The organism is Pseudogulbenkiania sp. MAI-1, from assembly GCF_000527175.1.
Lineage (GTDB): Bacteria > Pseudomonadota > Gammaproteobacteria > Burkholderiales > Chromobacteriaceae > Pseudogulbenkiania.
This window is the reverse complement of sequence record NZ_AZUR01000001.1, coordinates 3,589,357-3,610,735: the sequence shown is the minus strand read 5'-3', so window position 1 is coordinate 3,610,735 and position 21,379 is coordinate 3,589,357. Positions and strand designations below refer to the sequence as shown.

20 protein-coding genes and 1 tRNA gene are annotated in these 21,379 nt (G+C 63.2%); 14 read left to right on the top strand and 7 right to left on the bottom strand.

Annotation, left to right across the window (positions count from 1 at the left end; all coding sequences use genetic code 11):
• Window positions 1-4 precede the first annotated feature (4 nt).
• A complete protein-coding gene (locus PSEMAI1_RS0116955; RefSeq protein WP_024304012.1) occupies window positions 5-955 on the top strand; it encodes a D-2-hydroxyacid dehydrogenase in 951 nt (316 codons plus the stop codon).
• Between the two features lie 177 nt (window positions 956-1,132).
• Here PSEMAI1_RS0116955 and PSEMAI1_RS0116950 read toward each other — a convergent pair whose 3' ends face one another.
• Window positions 1,133-1,609, bottom strand: coding sequence for a DUF1841 family protein (locus PSEMAI1_RS0116950; RefSeq protein ID WP_024304011.1), 477 nt, complete (start codon window positions 1,607-1,609; stop codon window positions 1,133-1,135).
• Between the two features lie 89 nt (window positions 1,610-1,698).
• Here PSEMAI1_RS0116950 and PSEMAI1_RS0116945 point away from each other — a divergent pair, with 89 nt between their 5' ends.
• Complete coding sequence (locus PSEMAI1_RS0116945) at window positions 1,699-2,178, top strand: glutathione peroxidase (protein WP_024304010.1); 480 nt, start codon at window positions 1,699-1,701, stop codon at window positions 2,176-2,178.
• 54 nt (window positions 2,179-2,232) lie between these two features.
• On the opposite strand, the gene trmB is transcribed toward PSEMAI1_RS0116945, so the two are convergent.
• Together trmB and PSEMAI1_RS0116935 are read right to left on the bottom strand one after the other, a co-directional pair.
• Window positions 2,233-2,913: a tRNA (guanosine(46)-N7)-methyltransferase TrmB gene (gene trmB / locus PSEMAI1_RS0116940; RefSeq protein WP_024304009.1), complete on the bottom strand. Its 681-nt coding sequence runs from the start codon at window positions 2,911-2,913 to the stop codon at window positions 2,233-2,235.
• A 116-nt stretch (window positions 2,914-3,029) separates the two neighbouring features.
• Window positions 3,030-3,959: an SDR family oxidoreductase gene (locus PSEMAI1_RS0116935; protein WP_024304008.1), complete on the bottom strand. Its 930-nt coding sequence runs from the start codon at window positions 3,957-3,959 to the stop codon at window positions 3,030-3,032.
• A gap of 37 nt (window positions 3,960-3,996) precedes the next feature.
• Between PSEMAI1_RS0116935 and PSEMAI1_RS0116930 the strand changes: the two genes are divergently transcribed.
• The gene (locus tag PSEMAI1_RS0116930; RefSeq protein ID WP_024304007.1) at window positions 3,997-5,025 is read left to right on the top strand and encodes a CDP-6-deoxy-delta-3,4-glucoseen reductase; all 1,029 of its coding nucleotides are present in this window, start codon (window positions 3,997-3,999) and stop codon (window positions 5,023-5,025) included.
• Between the two features lie 186 nt (window positions 5,026-5,211).
• Window positions 5,212-5,349: a DUF3149 domain-containing protein gene (locus tag PSEMAI1_RS21515; RefSeq protein ID WP_084612718.1), complete on the top strand. Its 138-nt coding sequence runs from the start codon at window positions 5,212-5,214 to the stop codon at window positions 5,347-5,349.
• 158 nt (window positions 5,350-5,507) lie between these two features.
• On the opposite strand, the gene PSEMAI1_RS0116920 is transcribed toward PSEMAI1_RS21515, so the two are convergent.
• Together PSEMAI1_RS0116920 and PSEMAI1_RS0116915 are read right to left on the bottom strand one after the other, a co-directional pair.
• Complete coding sequence (locus PSEMAI1_RS0116920; protein WP_024304006.1) at window positions 5,508-6,065, bottom strand: adenine phosphoribosyltransferase; 558 nt, start codon at window positions 6,063-6,065, stop codon at window positions 5,508-5,510.
• Between the two features lie 15 nt (window positions 6,066-6,080).
• Complete coding sequence (locus PSEMAI1_RS0116915) at window positions 6,081-7,379, bottom strand: NCS2 family permease (RefSeq protein WP_024304005.1); 1,299 nt, start codon at window positions 7,377-7,379, stop codon at window positions 6,081-6,083.
• A 172-nt stretch (window positions 7,380-7,551) separates the two neighbouring features.
• On the opposite strand from PSEMAI1_RS0116915, the gene gmk reads away from it, so the two are divergent.
• The 10 genes from gmk to PSEMAI1_RS0116865 all read left to right on the top strand — a co-directional run bounded on the left by gmk (window position 7,552) and on the right by PSEMAI1_RS0116865 (window position 16,771).
• Window positions 7,552-8,172, top strand: coding sequence for a guanylate kinase (gene gmk / locus PSEMAI1_RS0116910; protein ID WP_024304004.1), 621 nt, complete (start codon window positions 7,552-7,554; stop codon window positions 8,170-8,172).
• A gap of 341 nt (window positions 8,173-8,513) precedes the next feature.
• Window positions 8,514-8,720, top strand: a complete 207-nt coding sequence (gene rpoZ, locus PSEMAI1_RS0116905) for a DNA-directed RNA polymerase subunit omega (protein WP_008952512.1) — start codon at window positions 8,514-8,516, stop codon at window positions 8,718-8,720.
• 23 nt (window positions 8,721-8,743) lie between these two features.
• On the top strand, window positions 8,744-10,900 hold the full coding sequence (locus PSEMAI1_RS0116900; protein ID WP_024304003.1) for a bifunctional (p)ppGpp synthetase/guanosine-3',5'-bis(diphosphate) 3'-pyrophosphohydrolase: 2,157 nt from the start codon (window positions 8,744-8,746) through the stop codon (window positions 10,898-10,900).
• Window positions 10,901-10,906: 6 nt separating this feature from the next.
• On the top strand, window positions 10,907-11,107 hold the full coding sequence (gene thiS / locus PSEMAI1_RS0116895) for a sulfur carrier protein ThiS (RefSeq protein ID WP_024304002.1): 201 nt from the start codon (window positions 10,907-10,909) through the stop codon (window positions 11,105-11,107).
• An 18-nt stretch (window positions 11,108-11,125) separates the two neighbouring features.
• A complete protein-coding gene (locus PSEMAI1_RS0116890; RefSeq protein WP_029770786.1) occupies window positions 11,126-11,932 on the top strand; it encodes a thiazole synthase in 807 nt (268 codons plus the stop codon).
• Between the two features lie 120 nt (window positions 11,933-12,052).
• Window positions 12,053-12,265 (top strand): 30S ribosomal protein S21, encoded by a 213-nt coding sequence (rpsU, locus tag PSEMAI1_RS0116885; protein ID WP_008952516.1) that lies wholly within the window; start codon window positions 12,053-12,055, stop codon window positions 12,263-12,265.
• Window positions 12,266-12,387: 122 nt separating this feature from the next.
• Window positions 12,388-12,834, top strand: a complete 447-nt coding sequence (locus PSEMAI1_RS0116880) for a GatB/YqeY domain-containing protein (RefSeq protein WP_024304000.1) — start codon at window positions 12,388-12,390, stop codon at window positions 12,832-12,834.
• 66 nt (window positions 12,835-12,900) lie between these two features.
• The gene (dnaG, locus tag PSEMAI1_RS0116875) at window positions 12,901-14,664 is read left to right on the top strand and encodes a DNA primase (RefSeq protein ID WP_024303999.1); all 1,764 of its coding nucleotides are present in this window, start codon (window positions 12,901-12,903) and stop codon (window positions 14,662-14,664) included.
• 74 nt (window positions 14,665-14,738) lie between these two features.
• Complete coding sequence (gene rpoD, locus PSEMAI1_RS0116870; protein ID WP_024303998.1) at window positions 14,739-16,664, top strand: RNA polymerase sigma factor RpoD; 1,926 nt, start codon at window positions 14,739-14,741, stop codon at window positions 16,662-16,664.
• Window positions 16,665-16,694: 30 nt separating this feature from the next.
• A tRNA-Ile gene (locus PSEMAI1_RS0116865) sits at window positions 16,695-16,771 on the top strand.
• 325 nt (window positions 16,772-17,096) lie between these two features.
• Here the strand turns inward: PSEMAI1_RS0116865 and PSEMAI1_RS20990 are convergent.
• Together PSEMAI1_RS20990 and PSEMAI1_RS0116855 are read right to left on the bottom strand one after the other, a co-directional pair.
• A complete protein-coding gene (locus tag PSEMAI1_RS20990; protein ID WP_024303997.1) occupies window positions 17,097-19,856 on the bottom strand; it encodes an EAL domain-containing protein in 2,760 nt (919 codons plus the stop codon).
• A 412-nt stretch (window positions 19,857-20,268) separates the two neighbouring features.
• Window positions 20,269-21,369, bottom strand: a complete 1,101-nt coding sequence (locus tag PSEMAI1_RS0116855; RefSeq protein WP_024303996.1) for a 2Fe-2S iron-sulfur cluster binding domain-containing protein — start codon at window positions 21,367-21,369, stop codon at window positions 20,269-20,271.
• Between the last annotated feature and the right edge of the window lie 10 nt (window positions 21,370-21,379).

Below are 21,379 nucleotides of genomic sequence, written 5' to 3'. Positions count from 1 at the left end.
CTACATGACCCATTCCATCGTGTTTCTCGACCGGGACAGCTTGCCTGTCCCGGTTCCCGCTTTTGCTTTTCCCCACCACTACCGCGAGTTTCCGGCCACCAGTGCCGAGCAGATCATCGGCCACGCCGCCGGGGCCGAGATCGTCATCACCAACAAGGTGCCGTTCAGCCGTGCGACGCTGCAGGCCCTGCCGGAGCTGAAGCTCTTGGCGGTGGCCGCCACCGGCGTGAACCATATCGATCTCGAGACCTGCCGCGAGCGTGGCGTGGCGGTGGCCAACATCCAGCATTACGGCGACGACACGGTGGCCGAGCACGCCTTCATGCTGATGCTGGCGCTGTTCCGCAACCTGCCCGCCTACCAGCGCGACGTGGCGGCCGGGGTGTGGCAGAACGCACCGCAGTTCTGCCACTTCGGTGCGCCGATCCGCGACCTGCAGGGGGCGACCTTGGGCATCATCGGTTCGGGCGGCATCGGTCAGGCCCTGGCCCAGCGGGCCCGTGCCTTCGGCATGAAGGTGCAGTTCGGCGAGCGCAAGGGGGCCGCCAGCGTGCGCGAGGGCTACGTCGATTTCGGCACCCTGTTGGCGACGTCGGACGTGCTGTCGCTGCATTGCCTGCTGACCGAGGAGACGCGGCATATGATCGGGGCCGAGGAGCTGCAGCGCATGAAGCCGGGTGCGGTGCTGATCAATACCGCGCGCGGCGGTCTGGTCGACGAAGAGGCGCTGGTGGCGGCGCTCAAGTTTGGTCAGCTGGGTGGGGCCGGCTTCGACGTGCTGACGGTGGAGCCGCCGCGCGAGGGCAACCCGCTGCTCAAGGCGCGTCTGCCGCATCTGATCGTCACGCCACACGTGGGCTGGGCCAGCCACGAGGCGATGAGCCGGCTGGCCGGGCAGTTGGCGGAGAACATCGAAGCCTTCGTCGAGGGGCGCCGGCTGCGGCGCATCGTCTGAGGAGACATCCGAATTCAGGAAGGCATCCGCATCTGGTGCGGGTGCCTTTTTGTTTGGCCTGGCGCGGGTAGGGCGGGATGCGCTGGGGTGTCCTGGCGACAGTATGGCCGGCGGCTGATTTCCGGGTTTGTCGCTGCCGCCAACTTGGACTATCAACTAAAGACCGGGTGGAGCTTGTCAGTCACCGATGTCGTTGGGATTGAGGCGGGGCGTCTCTTCCTCGCCCATGCCGAGCCGGCTTCGCACACAGGAAATGTAGCGGTTGACGTCCGGGCCGCCGCCGTAGCGCTGGGCGTGCCAGATCATCTCGCCCAGGCATTCCATCATCTGGTGCTGGGCGGCGTGCTCGTCGCCCAGGCGCAGGGCCAGCTGGGCGTACAGGGAACGGATGCCGAACGGCTGGTCGATGGAGCGCTGCTCTTCGATCGCCATGTGCAGGCTCAGGTGCAGGAAGGGGTTGGACTCGCCCATGTCCGGCGTCCATTCCTGCTCCAGGTAGCGCTCGGGCTGGCCGACGATGGCATGGTATTCCGGGTGTTCCAGCAGGATGGCCAGCACGATTTTTTCCAGGTCGGTCAGCGTCTCGTTGCGCTGGTGCTTGGACCAGGTGTCGAAGAAGAAACGGCGTGCGTCCTGCCGGCTGGGATTGAACATGGCGATCTACCTGAGGAAAAAACGAAGGGTGCCGCCCACGGCGGCGCCCATGCTGTAGCAATGCCGATTATACGAGACGGAGACCCACCATGACCACGCTCCATGACTTTTCCGCCTGCCGTATCGACGGCAGCCTCGAATCCCTGTCGCGCTACGCCGGCATGGTGGTGCTGGTGGTCAACACCGCCAGCGAATGCGGTTTCACGCCGCAATACACCGGCTTGCAGGAGCTGGCGGTGTATTTCGACGGGGAGGACTTCGCCGTGCTCGGCTTTCCCTGCAACCAGTTCGGCGGCCAGGAGCCGGGTACCAACGACAGCATCGCCCATTTCTGTCAGAGCCGTTTCGGCGTGACGTTTCCCCTCTATGCCAAGGTGGCGGTCAATGGCGAGGAGGCGCATCCACTCTGGCGCTGGCTGACGCGCGCCGACAGCGAACATCCGCAGCCGGTGAAGTGGAACTTCACCAAGTTCCTGATCGATGGCCGTGGCCGGCTGGTCAAGCGCTATGAGCCGGCGGTGCAGCCGCACGAACTGCTCGACGATATCGTCCGTCTGCTGCCGGGCTGATGATACGCTCCGGCCAAGCTCTCGAGCTTGGCCGAAGCGCTTGGATGCCTGCGTTCAGCGGCGCTGGAAGATGATGTCCCACACGCCGTGGCCGAGGCGGATGCCGCGCTGCTCGAACTTGGTCAGCGGGCGGTAGTCCGGGCGCGGCGCGTAGCCGTCGGCGCTGTTGGCCAGCTCGGGGTTGGCCGAAAACACCTCCAGGATCTGGATCGCGTAATCCTCCCAGTCGGTGGCGGCGTGCAGGTAGCCGTCCTGCTTCAGTTTCTTCACCAGCTTTGCCACCAGCGGTGCCTGGATCAGCCGGCGCTTGTTGTGGCGCTTCTTGTGCCACGGGTCCGGAAAGAATATGTGGATGCCGTCGAGTGAGGCGTCGGCCAGCATGTGGTCGATGACTTCCACCGCGTCGTGGCGGATCAGCCGCAGGTTGGTCAGTTCCTGCTCGGCGATCAGCTTGAGCAGGTTGCCCACGCCGGGCGAGTGCACTTCAATGCCCAGGTAATCCTGCTGCGGATTGTTGGCGGCGATTTCCGCCGTGGCCGTGCCCATGCCGAAACCGATTTCCAGGATCTTGGGCGCCTGGCGGCCGAACGCCGCTTCGAGATCGAGCGTCTCGGGGCGGTATTCGATGCCCCAGCGCGGCATGCCTTCGTCCATGGCGCGCTTCTGGGACGGAGTCAGGTGGCCCTGACGCAGCACGAAGCTCTTGATGTGTCGCTGAAAAGCCGGGTTTTCCATGGCTGTCTTTGTCGGAAAAGTCAAAAAAAGCGCGATGTTACCGAATCTGCGGCAAGGTGGCGAGCCATTCCCGTGGCGGCGTGGGCGGTTGTGGCTACCAGCATCTTGCTGTCGCTTCAGGGCATGCCTGGTCGTCGTCGTTGAGGCACATTGGCGGTAGAGGGTTTGCCCTTCCGGGGTGGCGGCAGGGTGGCGAGAAAGTCGTCCACGCGGGGGTAGCGCAGTTGCACGCCCAGTTCCCGTTTCAAGCGCCGATTGTCGAGCCGGCGCGATTCGGCCAGGAACGACCACAGCGCCGGCGAGACCGCGGCCTGCACCTCGGCTCGGGGGAGGCGCGGTGCGCGTGGCAGGCCCAGCGCGTCGGCCAGCCGGTCGTACCACTCGCCCACCGCCAAGGGCTCGTCGTCGCAGGCGTTGTAGACGCGGATGCCGCCGGTGCGCTGCAGGGCCGCCGCGCACAGCCGTGCCAGATCGTCGGCGTGGATGTGGTTGCCGTAGCTGTCTTCCCTGGCCTCGATCAGCGGCGTGCCGTTCAGCAGGCGTGTCGTGGGCAGGCGCTCGGCGGCGTAGATGCCGGGCGTGCGCAGGATCGTCACGCTGGCGCCGCTGCTTCGGGCGAAGGCGCGCAGCCGGTGTTCCGCATCGACGCGACGCTTGGCTCGGGTGCTTTGCGGCCGCAGCGGCGCGGTTTCATCCAGCCACCGTCCCGCAGCATCGCCGTAGACCCCGCTGGTGCTGATATAGACCACCCGCTGTGGTAGACTTTTCGCTTTTGCCAGTGCGCCCAACAACTTGGCGAGGCGCGGGTCGCGCTCGCCGTTGTCCGGTGGCGGGGCGGTGTAGAGCAGGGCGTCGGCCAAGCCGGCCAGACGCGAGAGGCTCGACAGATCGTCGAGGTCGGCCGCTACCGGCTGCACGCCGAGACGTCGTGCCAGGGCGGCCTGTTCCGGCCGGCGCACCAAGGCCAGCAGCCGCCAGTGCGGCGCCAACAGGGGGACGGCCCGGCGCGCCACGTCGCCGAAGCCTGCAATCAGTAGAGTACGCATACAGCGCATTTTAGCGAGCTTAAGGTAGAGTAACGAGATGACTGTTCAAGTCAAAGTGCTCCCGAGTGGACACACCTTCCTGGTCGACGACCACGAAACCATCCTCGAGGCGGCCTTGCGCCAGGGGATCGGCCTGCCCTACGGTTGCCGCGATGGCGCCTGTGGCGCCTGCAAGGGCAAGGTGCTGGAGGGCGAGGTCTGCCAGGATGGCTACCAGGAGAAAGCCCTGCCGGAGCAGGAGCGCGTACAGGGCTACGCGCTGTTCTGTTGCGCCAAGCCGCAAGGCGACCTGACCATCGAGGTGCGCGAAGTCACCGGTATCGGCGACATCCCGGTCAAGACGCTGCCGTGCCGTGTCGAGAAGATCGAGAAGCTGCACGACGTGGCGGTGCTGAAGCTCAAGCTGCCGGTGTCCGAGCGACTGCAGTTCCACGCCGGCCAGTACATCGACATCCTGATGAAGGACGGCAAGAAGCGCAGCTTCTCCATCGCCAACGCGCCGCATGACGACGCTTTCCTGGAGCTCCACATCCGTCACCAACCGGGCGGCTCGTTCTCCGAGTACGTGTTCACTCAGATGAAGGAGCGCGAGATCATGCGCTTCAAGGGGCCCCTCGGGACCTTCTTCCTGCGCGAGGATTCGGACAAGCCGATTGTGTTCGTGGCCAGCGGCACCGGTTTTGCCCCGATCAAGGGTATCGTCGAGCATGCGCTCCATAGCGGCATCACCCGCCCGATGGTGTTCTATTGGGGCGCCCGTACCAAGGCCGACCTGTACATGGCCGGTCTGGCCGAAGAATGGCAGGCCGCCCATCCCCACTTCACCTACATCCCGGTGTTGTCCGAAGCGCTGCCGGAGGACAACTGGGCTGGCCGCACCGGTTTCGTGCACCAGGCGGTGCTGGACGATTTCGCCGACCTGTCGGGCTACCAGGTGTACGCCTGCGGCGCGCCGGTGATGGTCGAGGCGGCACACCGCAGCTTCACCCGCGAACGTGGCTTGCCCGAAGAGGAGTTCTTCTCGGACGCCTTCTTCCTGTCCAAGGACATGGGCGCGAGCAAGTAAGCGCCGATTCCTTCATCCCGAGCACATGGCCCCGGCACCGAACCGGGGCCATTTTTTTGTCTTTTGTGCGGTTTCGTCGCGGAAAAACATGCCTTTGACCTACGTCAATTCCCGATATCGGGTCATGGGTATGATGGTTGGCAGTCAAAGTCATCACGGCGAGTCAACTCGCCACAGGAGGGCAAAGTGGAACTCTGGAAACAACTGTTATCCGACGAGGTGGGGGTCTTGAGTCTCGTCACCATCGTCGTCGCCAGCCTGGTCGTCGGTGTCTGTGTGACGCTGTTCATCCGCAACGTGAAGGAGGAATCGCGCAAGCGCTGACCCGGCAGCTGCTCTCTGCCTAGTTTCCTTGGATTTATGTGTGTGTGCTTGGACGGGTACGGTGGGTCACCGTATCCTCTTTTTTTTGTCCACTTGACGTCAGCAAATGAAAACGGGCCTGGCGGCCAGTTGTCGTGCTCGGCTGAAACCGTCGCCACTCAGTGCCCGGCGTAGGAGCACACGGTAAACAGTTCCAGCCCGCTGTCGCGCACCAGCTGACTCCCGCCCAGTTCCGGCAGGTCGATGATGGCCGCCGCCTCCAGCACCTCGGCACCGAGCTTCTTCAGCAGCTTGGCACCGGCCAGCATGGTGCCGCCGGTGGCCACCAGATCGTCGACCAGCACCACCCGGTCGCCCGGTTTGCAGGCGTCGGTGTGCATCTCCACCGTGGCGTTGCCGTATTCCAGCTCGTACTCTTCCGACACGGTCTTGAACGGCAGCTTGCCCTTCTTGCGGATCGGCACGAAGCCGACGTTGAGCTCGTACGCCAGCACCGAACCGATGATGAAGCCGCGCGCGTCGAGTCCCGCCACCAGATCGACTCCCTCGCCCATGTAGCGATGGACGAAGATGTCGATCAGCACGCGGAAGGTCTTGGGGTTCTGCAGCAGCGGCGTGATGTCGCGGAACATCACGCCCTGTTGCGGCCAGTCCGGCACGGTGCGGATCCAGCCCTTCAGGTAGCTCGAATAATCGAGATTGCTCAGGTTTTCCATGCAGCCGATTCTACCTCAGGCGAAGAACGCCAGTTTGAAGACCCACAGCCCGGCGATCACCAGCACCGCCGGCTTCAGTTCGGCGAAACGGCCGCTCAAGAGCTTGAGCGCGGCGTAGCTGATGAAGCCGAAGGCAATGCCGTCGGCGATCGAGAAGGTGAACGGCATCGCCAGCGCGGTCATCACCGCCGGTGCCGATTCGGTCAGGTCGTCCCATTCGATTTCGGCCAGGCCGCGGCACATCAGCACCGCCACGTAGCACAGTGCCGGCGCGGTGGCGTAGGGTGGCACGGTCTTGGCCAGCGGCGACAGCCACAGGCAGGCCAGGAACAGGATGGCGACCACCAGCGAGGTCAGGCCGGTGCGGCCGCCGACGGCGGTGCCCGCCGCGCTCTCGATGTAGGCCGTGGTGGACGAGGTGCCCATCACCGCACCGACAGTGATGGCGATCGAGTCGGCCATCAGCGCGCGTTTCAGGCGCGGCAGCTTGCCGTCCTTGTCCAGCAGGCCGGCGCGGTGCGACACGCCGATCAGCGTGCCGGTGGTGTCGAACAGGTCGACGAAGAAGAACACGAAGATCACCCCGAGCAGGCCGGCGTTCATCGCGCCTTGCAGATCCATCTGCATGAAGGTCGGCGCCATGCTCGGCACGGCGGCCACGACGCCGCCGAATTTCGAGAGGCCGAACATGATCGACAGCGCGGTCACTGCCAGGATGCCGAGGATGATCGAGCCGGGCACCTTGCGGTATTCCAGCGCCACGATGATGAAGAAGCCGAGGATGGCCAGCAGCGTGGTGGGGCTGTGGATGTCGCCCAGGGTCAGGTAGGTGGCCGGATGCGCCTTGATCACCCCGGCGTTCTTCAGTGCGATGATGGCCAGGAACATGCCGACGCCGGCCGAGATGGCGAACTTCAGCGAGCGCGGGATGGCGTTGACGATGGCTTCGCGCACCTTGAACAGGCTGACCGCGAGGAACACGATGCCGGAAATGAACACCGCGCCCAGCGCCGTCTGCCACGGTACGCCCATGCCGCCCACCACGGTGAAGGTGAAGTAGGCGTTGAGCCCCATGCCCGGTGCCAGCGCGATCGGGTAGTTGGCGACCAGTGCCATGATGCCGGTGCCCAGCGCGGCGGCGAGGCAGGTGGCGACGAACACGGCGTCCAGGTTCATGCCGGTTCCCGACAGGATCAGCGGGTTGACCAGGATGATGTAGGCCATGGTCAGAAAGGTGGTGAAGCCGGCGATGACCTCGGTCCGGACCGAGGTGCCGTGTTCCTCGAGCTTGAAGAAGCTGTCCAGCAGCGACATGAAAAACCCCTCGAAATAGCATATTGGTTTGATTAAGCTGCGCATTTTGCAATAGCGGCGGAGGACTGGCTAGTCCCGGCACGGCACAAGCCTGGCCGGGGAACGTCTTAACCGCTTGAAAGGCTTGTGGTATCCTGAAAAATTATTCTTTTGGCGCAGGATGCACGCTCTCATGGTTCAGCCCAGCGGCAACATTTACATCGTTATCGCCCCCTCGGGCGCCGGCAAGACCACGCTGGTGTCGGCCCTGCTGGCGGTCGACCCGGCGGTGCAGCTGTCCGTTTCCTATACCACCCGCGCACCGCGCGAAGGCGAGGTGGACGGAACGCATTATCATTTCGTGAGCAAGGAGCGGTTTCTTGCCATGATCGAGGCGGGGGATTTCCTCGAACACGCCGAGGTCTACGGCAACTACTACGGCACCAGCGCGGCCTGGCTGCGCGAGAAGCTGGCCGAAGGCCGCGACATCCTGCTGGAAATCGACTGGCAGGGCGCCGAGCAGGTGCGTGCGCTGTTCGACAAGGTGATCACCATTTTCATCGCGCCGCCCTCGATCAACGAGCTGGAGCGCCGCCTGCGCGGCCGCGCCACCGACAGCGAGGAGGTCATCCAGCGTCGCCTGGCCGAAGCCCGCTCCGAGGTGGACCGCGCCGCGCTGTACGACTACATCGTCGTCAACGACGACATCGAGCGCGCCAAGCAGGATTTGATCAGCATCATCCGTGCCGAGCGGCTGCATGCAGACAAGCAGATGCTGCGCTACCGCGACGCGCTGAGCCGCATGGGCAGTTAGAGCCTGTGCAAGGTCTTTTTGCGGCTGCGGCCGAGTACTGCCGGATGCAGCACTAGAAGAGAGTCCCGCCGCAGTGTCATTCACTGCCAGGGACGAACGACAACGCGATGCACCGGCAGTACCCGGCCCCGAAGGGCTGGCCCGGCAAACGGCCATCTGCGGTGTTGGACGACTTGACCTTAGAATGACTAAGGTCTGCATCGTCCGCCTAGCATCTGTCCATTTGCCGGGCCAGCGCAGTCGAAAAAAGACCTTAAACAGGCTCTTAGGACTGACCCCGTTGGTCCCGTGCCCGAAACACTATATAGTCTTGAAAGACGATTGATTTAGCAGAGGACATTATGGCCCGCATTACCGTAGATGATTGCCTGGACCGTATCCAGAACCGTTTCGACCTGACCCTGGCCGCCGCTTACCGCGCCCGCCAGGTGGCCTCCGGCTCCGCGCCGTTCGTCGAGGCCGGCCGCGACAAGCCGACTGTGGTCGCGCTGCGTGAAATTTCCGCCGGCCACGTCGGCACCGAAATCCTGCATCGCAACAAGGGCTGAGCCGGCGTCCGATGGAAGGCTCCATGAGCGCAGACCTCACTGCGGTCATCGACTATGAATCGATGATCGACGCCGACGCGGCGGCCTTTCTCGAGGCGGCCGCCCGCTACCTGAGACCGGAGGACGTGCAGCTGCTGCGGCAGGCCTTCGAGCTCAGCCGCGCGGCGCACGAGGGTCAGACGCGCAAGAGCGGCGAGCCCTACATCACCCATCCGCTGGCGGTCGCCACCATGCTGACCGAGTGGCGGCTGGACGTGCAGGGCCTGGCGGCGGCGCTGCTGCACGACGTGCTGGAAGACACCGGCGTCACCAAGCCGACGCTGGTGGAGAAGTTCGGCCGCACCATCGCCGACCTGGTCGACGGGCTGTCCAAGCTGGAACGGCTGGAATACCAGACCAAGGAAACGGCGCAGGCCGAGAACTTCCGCAAGATGGTGCTGGCGATGGCGCGCGACATCCGCGTCATCATCGTCAAGCTGGCGGACCGGCTGCACAATATGCGCACGCTGGACGCCATGCGCGAGGACAAGCGCCAGCGCATCGCGCTGGAAACGCTGGAAATCTACGCGCCGATCGCCAACCGCATCGGCTTGAACAAGGTCTACCGCGAGTTGCAGGACCTGGCCTTCAAGCACCTGCACCCGCACCGCTACCATGTGCTGTCCAAGGCGGTGCGCGCCGCGCGCGGCAACCGCCGCGAAGTGGTGAGCAAGATCCTGCACGCGGTCAGCCAGAAGCTGGTCGAGTGCAATATCGAGGCGACGATCAAGGGGCGCGAGAAGAACCTGTTCAGCATCTACAAGAAGATGCAGGAGAAGCACCTGTCGTTTTCCGAGGTGCTCGACATCTACGGCTTCCGCGTGATCGTCAACGACGTGCCCAGCTGCTACCTGGCGCTGGGCGCGCTGCACAGCCTCTACAAGCCCATTCCGGGCAAGTTCAAGGATTACATCGCCATCCCCAAGGGGAACGGCTACCAGAGCCTGCACACCACGCTGTTCGGCCCCTACGGCACGCCGGTGGAGATGCAGATCCGCACCCGCGAGATGAACAGCGTGGCCGAAGCCGGCGTCGCCTCGCACTGGATGTACAAGAGCGGCGACGCCTCGCTCGATGCCGCGCACCAGCGCACCCACCAGTGGTTGCAGAGCATCCTCGACATCCAGGCCGAGAGCGACGACGCCGTCGAATTCTTCGAACACATCAAGATCGACCTGTTCCCGGACGAGGTCTACGTGTTCACGCCCAAGGGCAAGATCATCGTGCTGCCGCAGGGCTCGACGCCGGTGGACTTCGCCTACGCGGTGCACACCGACATCGGCCACCGCTGCATCGCGGCACGCGTCAACCATTCGCTGATGCCGCTGCGCACGGTGTTGCGCAACGGCGATACGGTGGAGGTCATCACCTCCACCCAGTCCAAGCCGAACCCGTCGTGGCTGAGCTTCGTGCAGAGCGGTCGTGCCCGTTCCTGCATCCGCAACTACCTGAAGAGCCTGCAGCGTGAAGAGGCGGCCCAGCTGGGCGAGCGCCTGCTCAAGCAGGCGGTCAGCGCGCTGGCCTCGACTCCGCTGGTGCTGGACGATGCGCTGCACGCCGCCTACCTGGCGCAGTACGGCGAGAAGGACCAGCCGTTCGACGACGTGCTGGCCGACATCGGCGTCGGCAAGCTGCTGCCGATCGTGGTGGCGCGCCGGCTGGCCGAGCTGGCCGGCGAGCGCACCGGGGAAGACGTCCACATCGGGCCGGTCACCATCCGCGGCAACGAGGGGGGGGCGGTGCAGCTGGCCACCTGCTGCCACCCGATCCCGGGCGACGACATCCTCGGCGTGATCACCAAGGGGCAGGGCCTCCTGGTGCACCGCGTGGTCTGCCCCAACACTAAGCGGGTCGACCACGACAAGCTGCTCGACGTGACCTGGGACAGCCCGAAGGAGCGCATGTTCGGCGTCAACATCAGCATCCTGGCGCGCAACGAGCGCGGGGCGCTGGCCGAGATCGCCACCGCCATCTCGCAGGCGTCGGCTAACATCGAGAGCGTCGACACCCAAGACACCCACGTCGGCGATGGTTTCATCCACATTCATTTCCGCCTGCAGGTCGAGAGCCTGGCCCACCTCGGCAAGGTGCTGGCCGAGGTGCAGCAGATCGACGTGGTGCAGCAGGCGGAACGGAGATAATCCCGCATGAAGATTCGTGTCAACGGCGAGGAGCGGACGCTGGACGGTGTCGCCACGCTGGCCGATCTGATCGCCGTCCTGGAACTGGCCGGCAAGCGCGTCGCCATCGAGAAGAACGGCGAGATCGTGCCGCGCAGCCGCCACGGGGAAGAGCGTTTGTCCGATGGGGACGAACTGGAAATTGTCGTCGCCGTGGGCGGCGGTTGAAGAAGGTACGAGGGAATGATGATGTCGCAGGATCAGGATCAGCTTGTCATCGCCGGTAAGGCCTATGCGTCGCGCCTGTTGGTGGGCACCGGCAAGTATCGGGATTTTGAACAGACCGCCGAGGCGCTGGACGCCTCCGGCGCCGAAATCGTCACCGTGGCGATTCGCCGCGTCAACCTCGGCCAGAATGCCGACGAGCCGAATCTGCTCGACTTTCTGCCGAAAAACCGGTATACACTGCTGCCCAATACGGCGGGCTGCTATTCCGCCGACGACGCCGTGCGCACGCTGCGCCTGGCGCGTGAACTGCTGGACGACCATCGACTGGTCAAGCTCGAGGTGCTGGGCGATCCGCACACGCTGTTCCCCAACGTGCGTGAAACGCTCAAGGCCGCCGAGGTGCTGGTCAAGGAAGGTTTCGACGTGATGGTCTACACTTCGGATGACCCCATCGTGGCGCGCGAACTGGCCGATATCGGCTGTTGCGCCATCATGCCGCTGGCCAGCCTGATCGGCTCTGGCATGGGTATCCTGAATCCGTGGAACCTGAAGCTGATTATCGAAGAGGCCAAGGTGCCGGTGCTGGTGGATGCCGGCGTGGGCACGGCCTCGGATGCCGCCATCGCCATGGAGCTGGGCTGCGACGGCATCCTGATGAATACCGCCATCGCCGCGGCGGGTGACCCGGTGCTGATGGCCCGGGCCATGAAGCTGGCCGTGGAGGCGGGGCGTGCCGCGTATCGCGCGGGCCGCATGCCCAAGCGTTTTTATAGTGCAACACCAAGTTCTCCGAGTGAGGGGGTGATTTCTGCTCGCAAGTTGTGATGCGTAAAGCGCACAAAACACTTGCTTGAGTCGCGTCGGGCTTTTACAAAGCCCTGAACGTTGTTAAAATATTTGTTTTCTTCAAGCATTTAGCTTCCAGAATTTAAGGACACTAAGGTAATGCCGAATATTCGCGTCAAAGAGAACGAGCCGTTCGAAGTCGCCATGCGCCGCTTCAAGCGCGCTGTGGAAAAAACCGGTCTGCTGACCGAACTGCGCGCCCGCGAGTTCTACGAGAAGCCGACTGCCGAGCGCAAGCGCAAGCAGGCTGCTGCCGTGAAGCGTCACTACAAGCGTCTGCGCAGCCAGATGCTGCCGCCGAAGCTGTACTAATCGCTTCGTAGCACGGCAAGAATGCAGGACCGCAGGCAATGCCTGCGGTTTTGCCATTTGTACTTCATGAATTCCAGCCAGCCGGCATGCCGGTGGCTTCCTCCTTTTCCGGCGAGCACGACATGAGTCTCAAACTGCGCATCAGTGACGACATGAAAACGGCCATGAAGGCCAAGGACGCCGAGCGTCTCGGCACCATCCGCCTGCTGCTGGCGGCGATCAAGCAGAAGGAAGTGGACGAGCGCATCGAGCTCGACGATGCCGGCATCGTCGCCGTGGTCGACAAGATGATCAAGCAGCGCCGCGACTCGGTCGCCCAGTACGAGGCCGCCAACCGCCAGGACCTGGCGGGCAAGGAAAAGGCGGAAATGGACGTGCTGGCCGGCTACCTGCCGCAGCAACTGACCGAGACCGAAATCGACGCGCTGATCGACGCCGCCGTGGTGCAGAGCGGTGCCGCCTCGATGCAGGACATGGGCAAGGTGATGGGGCTGGTGCGTCCGCAGATGGCCGGCCGCGCCGACATGGCCGTGGTGTCGGCCCGCATCAAGGCCAAGCTTGCAGGCTGAGGTGGAGTGCCGCGCGGTCGGTCTGAACCGGGCTGACCGCGCCAGTCGCGAGCCGGGAACCAGGCGTTGATTCCGCAGGATTTCATCGACCAGTTGCTGTCCCGCGTCGACATCGTCGACGTGGTGGATCGCTACGTCCCGCTCAAGAAGGCCGGGCAGAACTACCTCGCCTGCTGCCCGTTCCACAAGGAAAAAAGTCCCTCGTTCACCGTCAGCCCGAGCAAGCAGTTCTACCACTGCTTCGGCTGCGGCGCACACGGCTCGGCCATCGGCTTCGTCATGGAGTATCAGGGGCTGAGCTTCGTCGACGCCATCCGGCTGTTGGCCGAAGGGCTCGGCATGCCGGTGCCGGAGGAGCGCTCGGCCAACCCGCAAGCCAGCCGCGAGGCGCGCGAGCGCAAGGTGACACTGGAAGACCTGCTGCAGCGCGCGGCGGGGTATTACAAGCAGCAGCTCAAGTCCTCGCCCGCCGCCATCGGCTACTTCAAGGGGCGCGGGCTGACCGGCGAGGTCGCCGCCCGCTTCGGCCTGGGCTACGCCCCGGGCGAGTGGCAGAACCTGCAGGCGATCTTTCCCGACTACCAGGACGAGCGGCTGGTGGAGTGCGGGCTGGTGATCGCCGGCGACGAGGGCAAGCGCTACGACCGCTTCCGCGACCGGGTGATGTTCCCGATCCGCAACCAGCGCGGCGCCATCATCGGCTTCGGCGGGCGGGTGTTGGGCAAGGGCGAGCCGAAGTACCTCAACTCGCCGGAGACGCCGCTGTTCGAGAAGGGGCGCGAGCTGTACGGCCTGTACGAGGCGCGCCAGGCGATCCGGGAGAAAAACCGCGTTCTGGTGGTCGAAGGCTATATGGACGTGGTGGCGCTGGCGCAGTACGGCGTCGAGTACGCGGTGGCCACGCTCGGCACCGCCACCACCGGCGAGCACGTGCGCAAGCTGCTGCGCCACGCCGATCAGGTGTACTTCTGCTTCGACGGCGACAAGGCCGGGCAGAAGGCCGCGTGGCGCGCGCTGGAAAACAGCCTGCCGCAGTTGGTCGACGGCAAGGCGCTGCACTTTCTGTTTCTGCCGCAGGAGCACGACCCGGACAGCTACATCCGCGAGTTCGGGCGCGAGGCGTTCGAGGAGTGCCTGGAGCAGAAGAGTCTGCCGCTGTCGGTCTATCTCACCCGCGAGCTGACCGGCCGCGCCGACATGAACACCCCGGAGGGCAAGGCCGACCTGATCCGTCAGGCCATGCCGCTCCTGAACCAGATTGCCGCACCGGCGCTGGCTCTCATCATCAAGAAAAGGCTGGCCGAACTGGCTGGCGTGGACGTCGACGAATTCGACATGCTGATGGGGCAGAAAAAGCCGGAGCGCAAGGGCAGGCGCGAATACCGCCTGCCGGACGAGTCGCACCGCTACATCAACACGCCGATCGTGCGCAAGCAGATCAAGTGGCTGCTGATGAACCCGCGGTGGGCGGAGGACGTGACGCTGTCCGACAGCGTGGCGTTGTCCGACGAATTGGCCTGTTTCGCCATGTTGGCCGAGCGAGTGCACGAGATGCCGCAGGAGCCCAATACGGCCCGGCTGGTGGAAAGCATTCGCGGCACCCCTTTCGAAGGGCTGGTGGACAGCGTATTGCAGCAGGCCATGCAGGACCCGGACGAGTTTGCCGACAACGGCGAGGAGGCACGCCAGCAGTTTCAGGACGGCAACGTCAAGCTGCTGAAATTATTGCGTGAAGCCGAGCTGGAAAGGCTAAAACAAAAATCAAGGAATGAAGGTCTAACACCGGAAGAAACCCAGTTGTTGCGCGCCTTGCTGACCCGGCAGGGCTAGCGGTGCTGGGGCTCTTGACGGGGTTATGGTAAACTTAACTGTTTTTTTTCGGCTTTTTTCAAGCAGGAAGCGAAATGGCGGCCTCTCCCGAAAATCAGAAAGATATGCAAGACAACGAGCAGGAATCGATGAGTCTTGAGGATCAGCGCAAACGCCTGCGTTTGCTGATCGCGCTGGGCAAGGAGCGTGGCTACCTTACCTACGCCGAGATCAACGACCATCTTCCGGAAGACGTGTCCGATACCGAACAGATCGAGAACATCGTCACGATGATCACCGGTCTGGGCATCCAGGTCTACGACGAGGCGCCGGACGCCGATACCCTGCTGATGTCCGATGCCACCCCGGCGGTGGCGGACGAAGACGCCGTGGAAGAAGCGGAAGCCGCGCTGTCCTCGGTCGACTCCGAATTCGGCCGTACCACCGACCCGGTGCGCATGTACATGCGTGAAATGGGCTCGGTCGAACTCTTGACCCGCGAAGGCGAAATCGAGATCGCCAAGCGCATCGAAGATGGCCTCAAGCACATGATCGAGGCGATCTCCGCCTGCCCGGGCACCATCGCCGAAGTGCTGGCGCTGCTCGACCGCATCGCCGCCGGCGATCTGCGTGTCGACGAAGTGGTCGACGGCTTCATCGATCCGAACGCCGAGGTCGAGGAAGAAGTGCCGTTCACCGAACCGGCCGACAGCGACGAAGAGCTGGACGAGGAGGACGAGGAAGAAGAGGAAGCCGAGGAGGAAGATGCCGAGGCGGTTTCCAACGCCAACCTGGAAGAGCTCAAGCAGCAGTCGCTGGAGCACTTCGCGCTGGTGCGCGCGCTGTTCGACGAACTGGTCGCGGTGCTGCGCAAGGAAGGCAACCAGGGCGAAGAGTACCGCCAGCTGCAGAGCGCGATCACCGAGTCGTTCATGAAGGTGCGTTTCGCCACGCGCCAGATCGAGAGCCTGTGCGAATCGCTGCGCAGCCGTGTCAACGAGATCCGCTCTTACGAGCGCGACATCCAGGACATCTGCGTGACCCGCGTGCGCATGGACCGCGCCCACTTCATCAAGTACTTCCCCGGCAACGAAATCAACACCGACTGGGTGGAAGAGGAGATCAGCGCGGGCCGGCCGTGGTCCGAGGCGCTGACCCGCTTCAAGTACGCCATCATCGAGAAGCAGACCAAGCTGGCCGAGCTGCAAGAGCGCGCCATGCTGTCGATCAAGGACCTGAAGGAAATCAACCGCCAGATGTCGGCCGGTGAATCCAAGGCGCGCCGCGCCAAGAAGGAAATGATCGAGGCCAACCTGCGTCTGGTGATCTCCATCGCCAAGAAATACACCAACCGCGGGCTGCAGTTCCTCGACCTGATCCAGGAAGGCAACATCGGCCTGATGAAGGCGGTGGACAAGTTCGAATACCGTCGCGGTTACAAGTTCTCGACCTACGCCACCTGGTGGATCCGTCAGGCGATTACCCGCTCCATCGCCGACCAGGCGCGCACCATCCGCATCCCGGTGCACATGATCGAGACCATCAACAAGATGAATCGCATCAGCCGCCAGATCCTGCAGGAAACCGGCCACGAGCCGGACCCGGCAGAACTGGCCGCGCGCATGGAAATGCCGGAGGACAAGATCCGCAAGATCATGAAGATTTCCAAGGAGCCGATCTCCATGGAAACCCCGATCGGCGACGACGACGACTCCCACCTGGGCGACTTCATCGAGGACCAGAACAACCTGGCCCCGTCCGACGCGGCGATGTATTCCAGCCTGAAGGACGCCACCAAGGAAGTACTGGAAACGCTGACCCCGCGCGAGGCCAAGGTGCTGCGCATGCGCTTCGGCATCGACATGAACACCGACCACACGCTGGAAGAGGTGGGCAAGCAGTTCGACGTCACGCGCGAGCGCATCCGCCAGATCGAAGCCAAGGCCCTGCGCAAGCTGCGCCACCCGACCCGCTCGGAGCGCCTGCGCAGCTTCCTGGATAACGAACCGGGTAACCAATAAGAATATCCTCTGCTATAATGGCCGTCTTTCGGGCCTTTAGCTCAGTCGGTTAGAGCAGAGGACTCATAATCCTTTGGTCCCGGGTTCGAGCCCCGGAGGGCCCACCAAGAACATCAACGGCTTACGGATCATTCCGTAAGCCGTTTTGTTTTTTTCGTGGGACTTGTAGGGGTATTGTAGGGCTTGTGGGAGGTAGACTTGTATGTGCAGCCAGAAAGGTGATCGCCCTTTTGGGGGCTCAGCCTTTTTCTGCCTGTTTACTATCGCCAATAGGACGATACATCACTTGGAAGATGAGCCGCTTGTGCATGCTTGTGAACTGGGCATGGGAATGGTGTCGATTTCACGGTGTTGCTGTGTGTGCCGCCGATTCGCTGGTATGGTCTGTGGGTGGTTCCGCTCCGATTGCTGACTGTGAGCGGCACAGGGTAGTCAGTTCAGCATGGTCGAGCTGTTGTGCACTCGGTCCAGCACCAGCTGGGCAAAAGCATGGGCTGGAATAGGGGGGCTGATAATGTAGCCCTGGATGATATTGCAGCCATTACTGCGCAGGAATTCCAGCTGGTCTTCTCTTTCTACCCCTTCGGCAATGACGGTCAGTCTGAGGCTGTGGGCCAGCGCGATGACGGCCTGGGAAATGGCGATGTCGTCTTCGTCCAGCGGCAAGCCGTCCACGAACGACTTGTCGAGTTTCAGGCAATCGATGGGGAATTGCTTGAGGTAGCTGAGGGACGAGTAGCCGGTGCCGAAATCGTCGACATCGATGTGCAGGATGCCTTTATTGCGGATCTGCATCAGGGTGTCGACCGCGCATTGCGGGTCGTGCATCAGCATGCTCTCGGTCACTTCCAGCTCCAGATACCTGGGGTCCACGCCGGTCTCTTCAAGAATGTCGGCAATGGTGGTGGCCAGGCTGCTGCGCTGCAACTGTCGCCCCGATAGATTGACGGCAATCACCAAGGGCGGCAGCGAGGTTGTCGTTTGCCAGGTGCGGATCTGGGTGCATACGGTTTTCAGCACCCATACCCCTACCTGTTCGATCAGGCCGGTTTCTTCAAGGATGGGGATAAATTCGCCAGGGGAAACCAGTCCCCGATGTGGGTGTTTCCAGCGCAGTAGCGCCTCGGCGCCGATAATGCTGCCGTCGGCCAGATCGAGCTTGGGTTGATAGTAAACATCGAACTCTCCCCGCGCCAGGGCATGGCGCAGGCCGCTTTCCATTTCCAGGCGGTCGGAGGCCAGGGTATTCATTTCCGTGGTGAAGAAGCGGTAGCCATTGCCGCCCTCCTCCTTGGCCCGGTACATGGCGGTATCCGCGTACTTGATGAGGTGGCTGCTGTTGTCGCTATCCGACGGGTAAATGGTGATGCCGATGCTGGGCGTGACAAAGGTCTCCTGATGGCCGAGCCGGAACGGGGCCGCGAAGGCCTCAATAATCTTGCTAGCCGCGCTGGCGGCGTCTTCGGCCTTGCTAATCTGCTCCAGAATGATGGTGAATTCGTCGCCGCCCAGGCGCGCCACGGTATCCACCTCGCGCACGCACACCAGCAACCGTGCCGAAACCTCGCGCAGCAACTGGTCGCCCAGATCATGGCCCAGCGTGTCATTGATAGTTTTGAAACGATCCAGATCGATAAACATCAATGCCACCGACCCCTTGTTTCTTTCCAGACGGGCCAGCGCCTGGTTGAGGCGATCATGGAACAAGGCCCGGTTCGGGAGGCGGGTGAGGGGGTCGTAGTGGGCCAGGACCTGCAGCCGGTCTTCTGCCTGCCGCCGTTCAATGGCTATGCGGACCAGGTGGGCGGCGACCCACATCAGCTCACGATCATGGGGTTGCTGTTTTGACGGATTGCGGTAATGCGCCACGATCAGTCCGAGCAGTTGGCCATCAGAGGAGCGAACGGCCACCGCAAAGCAGGCGTGCACGCCATGGTTTGCCATCAGATGGCAGTAGTCCGCCCAAATGGGGTGGTTGCCGATATCCTCGATCACGCCACTGTATTCGTCCGACAGGCCATGTTTTGGCGCGTTTTCCAGTTTCGTAATATCGGTGAACACCTTGCCCAGCACCACTTGCTCATGATGGACAATGCCGTCGATCACATTGCTCGGCAGGCTGCGCCCCGAGACACACGCCAGCTCGGCCCCTTCGCTGGATTTACGGAATAGGATGGTACAGAACATCTCGCCCGACAGGATTTCCACATGATCGGCCAGCACGCCCAGTGCCGCTTTCAGGTGTTGCCCGCAGACGACCATCTCAAGCACTTCATTTTCAATGGCCAACAGCGCTTCCGCCTGCTTTCGGTCGCTGATGTCGCGGAAGCTGGTAACCCGCCCGACAACCTGACCATTCACGAACTGTGGTTGTGAATTCCACTCGAAGTGACGCCCGTCCCGCAGTTCAAGCGTGGAGCCCTGGTTGACGTCGATGTGTTTAGTCAGGTCCTTGAGTGTCGCCAAAAAATCCGCCGGATCGCGCAGCTTGTTGGTCAATTCGATCAGGATTTCGTGGTTGTTTGCGTAGATGTCGGTCGATTGATGCAGGTGCCACATGTCGCGAAAGCGTTGATTGGCAACGACCATCCTGCCATAGATGTCGGTGACAAAAATGCCGTCAGCAGTGGATTCAAGTGTGGCGGAGAAAATGGACAAGGATTTGGCCAGTTTCTCCTCGGTAACCTTGCGGATGGCAATTTCCTGCAAGGTCCGGCGAAAAACACGCATCGGCAAGTCGCGGAGCGTGATGAAGGTGATGGCCCCGAGTATCAGCCCCGGTACGCACATCAACAATGTGTACAGCAGCAGCGGAAGGATGGAGCGGCTCAACGTCAGTTGCCCGGTATGCTCCGCGCCCAGGTTCAGGACGGCGATGCGAGTCAGACGAGGGGAGGGCGGCTCCGCATTTTTCCAGGCCAATAGCAGCTGGTTTTCATCGGTGATGCGGATGCTGGTTTCGCCAGGTAGCCAGTCTAGGGAAGCCATCACCTCTTGCGGAGAATGGAATGCTTCCCATGTTGTTCCGGGGTGCGCGCGCGCTGGTTCGGTAGCACTGTAGACCCCGACTTGCAGCGCAGACACCAGACGGGCAACCTCGCTCTGGTAGCCAACGATGAAAAAGATCAGCGGCACCAGCAGGGTAACCAGGATGCCACCTCCCCAAGCCAGACGAGCGATCAAGGTCGGCATCTCGGGCGGGAGGTCCTGAAGGTCGGTAGATGGCTCGGATTTCATAATCTGGGAGAAAATCCTTGTTGCGTTTTGCTCTGGGATGGAGCATCGCTGCATCTTTAGGTGCAGCCGCCTCCTACTTGATTGATCGCCCCGGCCCATCCTAACAATAGGCTAATTATTGCGAATAATTTGTCATGTTTCCTCTTGGAGTTTTGAAAGTCTGGTCTTTATCTCATAGGTAAGAGTATTGCGTGATGCTCGGGCATTCCAAGCTGGCCCCCACCAAGGCATTGCAAGGACTTACCGTGAAAACGGTAGGTCCTTATAGGGCAAATGGATCACAAAGACAAAAAAACGAGCCGCCTGGACACTCCAGGCGGCTCGTTCCTTACGTCGGCTTCCGTGCAAGTCTCGTCTTGTCCGGCCTCTAGCTTTCCTGCGTCGCGGCTTGGGGAAGCGCGACGGGCGGGCGGCGCCAGCGGGCCAGCCAGCGGCGAACCCACGTCCGCAGAGCGCCATCCAAGGCATGGTCGACCGAGTCCGAGAACGGATCGGTATGCAGGTCCCGGGGGGCGAGTGACAGTTCGCGGGCGACGGCGGCGACGGCCTCCACCATGCGGGGCGGGCCGGCGACGTAGAGCTTGGCGTCCGCCAGATCGGGCCAGTCCTGGCGCAGGCTCTCGGTCACGCGCTCGTAGCGTCGCGGCAGGGGGCCTTGCGCGGGGGCCTGGGCACGGGACAGGGAGCAGGTGACCTGCAGGTTGGGGTACTGGCGCACCAGCGCCTGCAGTTCCGCCTCCCAGTACACGTCGGCTTCCTCGCGGGCGGCGTAGTACAGGTGGATGTGACGGCGCGCATCCTCTCGCAGCGCCGCGCCGATAATGGACAGCATCGGGGCCAGGCCGGTGCCGCCGGCGATGGCGACGATGGGGCCGTCGTGGTTCTGCCGCCAGTAGCCGTGGCCGTGCGGGCCGTCCACCATGGCCTCGCTGCCGAGCAGATCGTCGCGCGCCGCGTAGCCGGAGGTCTTGCCGTCCGGCACCACGCGGATGTGGAATTCCAGCTCCTCGCTGCCCGGCAGCGACGCCACGGAGTAGGCGCGCTGCGGCAGGTTGTCGAACTTCAGGTAGAAGAACTGGCCGGCGAGGAATTCCACCGGCTGTTGCGGGCGTATCTGCAGCACGATCACGTCGCCCCGGCGGCGCTGCTGCGCCACCACCCAGCCGCGCTGGCGGCGCGCCGGCGGCAGCGCCACCAGCTCGTCCAGCGCCGCGATGCGGATGTCGCCCTTGGGGGCGCAGCGGCAGGCCAGCACGTAGCCGTCGGCGCGCTCGGCGGCGGAGAGTATGCCCTCCGGCGCGCTGTCGTGCGCCACCTCGCCGCATAACAGCCGCCCCTTGCAGGCGCCGCAGTCGCCGCTGGCGCAGGAGTAGGGGAAGGGCACGCCGTTGGCGATCATGGTTTCCAGCACGGTCTCGCCGCCGTTCTCCAGCGGCGCCGGCCAGTCTTGCAGTTCTATCTTGGCCATGTCGTTTCCT

Excerpts from the sequence above, each read along its gene's own strand:
- PSEMAI1_RS0116855 (WP_024303996.1), bottom strand. The coding sequence starts at position 21,369 with ATGGCCAAGATAGAACTGCAAGACTGGCCGGCGCCGCTGGAGAACGGC.
- rpsU (WP_008952516.1), top strand. The coding sequence starts at position 12,053 with ATGCCGAATATTCGCGTCAAAGAGAACGAGCCGTTCGAAGTCGCCATG.
- PSEMAI1_RS0116935 (WP_024304008.1), bottom strand. The coding sequence starts at position 3,959 with ATGCGTACTCTACTGATTGCAGGCTTCGGCGACGTGGCGCGCCGGGCC.
- thiS (WP_024304002.1), top strand. The coding sequence starts at position 10,907 with ATGAAGATTCGTGTCAACGGCGAGGAGCGGACGCTGGACGGTGTCGCC.
- trmB (WP_024304009.1), bottom strand. The coding sequence starts at position 2,913 with ATGGAAAACCCGGCTTTTCAGCGACACATCAAGAGCTTCGTGCTGCGT.
- PSEMAI1_RS0116945 (WP_024304010.1), top strand. The coding sequence starts at position 1,699 with ATGACCACGCTCCATGACTTTTCCGCCTGCCGTATCGACGGCAGCCTC.
- PSEMAI1_RS0116900 (WP_024304003.1), top strand. The coding sequence starts at position 8,744 with ATGAGCGCAGACCTCACTGCGGTCATCGACTATGAATCGATGATCGAC.
- rpoZ (WP_008952512.1), top strand. The coding sequence starts at position 8,514 with ATGGCCCGCATTACCGTAGATGATTGCCTGGACCGTATCCAGAACCGT.
- PSEMAI1_RS0116930 (WP_024304007.1), top strand. The coding sequence starts at position 3,997 with ATGACTGTTCAAGTCAAAGTGCTCCCGAGTGGACACACCTTCCTGGTC.
- PSEMAI1_RS20990 (WP_024303997.1), bottom strand. The coding sequence starts at position 19,856 with ATGCCGACCTTGATCGCTCGTCTGGCTTGGGGAGGTGGCATCCTGGTT.
- PSEMAI1_RS0116920 (WP_024304006.1), bottom strand. The coding sequence starts at position 6,065 with ATGGAAAACCTGAGCAATCTCGATTATTCGAGCTACCTGAAGGGCTGG.
- PSEMAI1_RS0116915 (WP_024304005.1), bottom strand. The coding sequence starts at position 7,379 with ATGTCGCTGCTGGACAGCTTCTTCAAGCTCGAGGAACACGGCACCTCG.
- PSEMAI1_RS0116890 (WP_029770786.1), top strand. The coding sequence starts at position 11,126 with ATGATGTCGCAGGATCAGGATCAGCTTGTCATCGCCGGTAAGGCCTAT.
- PSEMAI1_RS0116950 (WP_024304011.1), bottom strand. The coding sequence starts at position 1,609 with ATGTTCAATCCCAGCCGGCAGGACGCACGCCGTTTCTTCTTCGACACC.
- PSEMAI1_RS0116955 (WP_024304012.1), top strand. The coding sequence starts at position 5 with ATGACCCATTCCATCGTGTTTCTCGACCGGGACAGCTTGCCTGTCCCG.
- PSEMAI1_RS0116880 (WP_024304000.1), top strand. The coding sequence starts at position 12,388 with ATGAGTCTCAAACTGCGCATCAGTGACGACATGAAAACGGCCATGAAG.
- rpoD (WP_024303998.1), top strand. The coding sequence starts at position 14,739 with ATGGCGGCCTCTCCCGAAAATCAGAAAGATATGCAAGACAACGAGCAG.
- gmk (WP_024304004.1), top strand. The coding sequence starts at position 7,552 with ATGGTTCAGCCCAGCGGCAACATTTACATCGTTATCGCCCCCTCGGGC.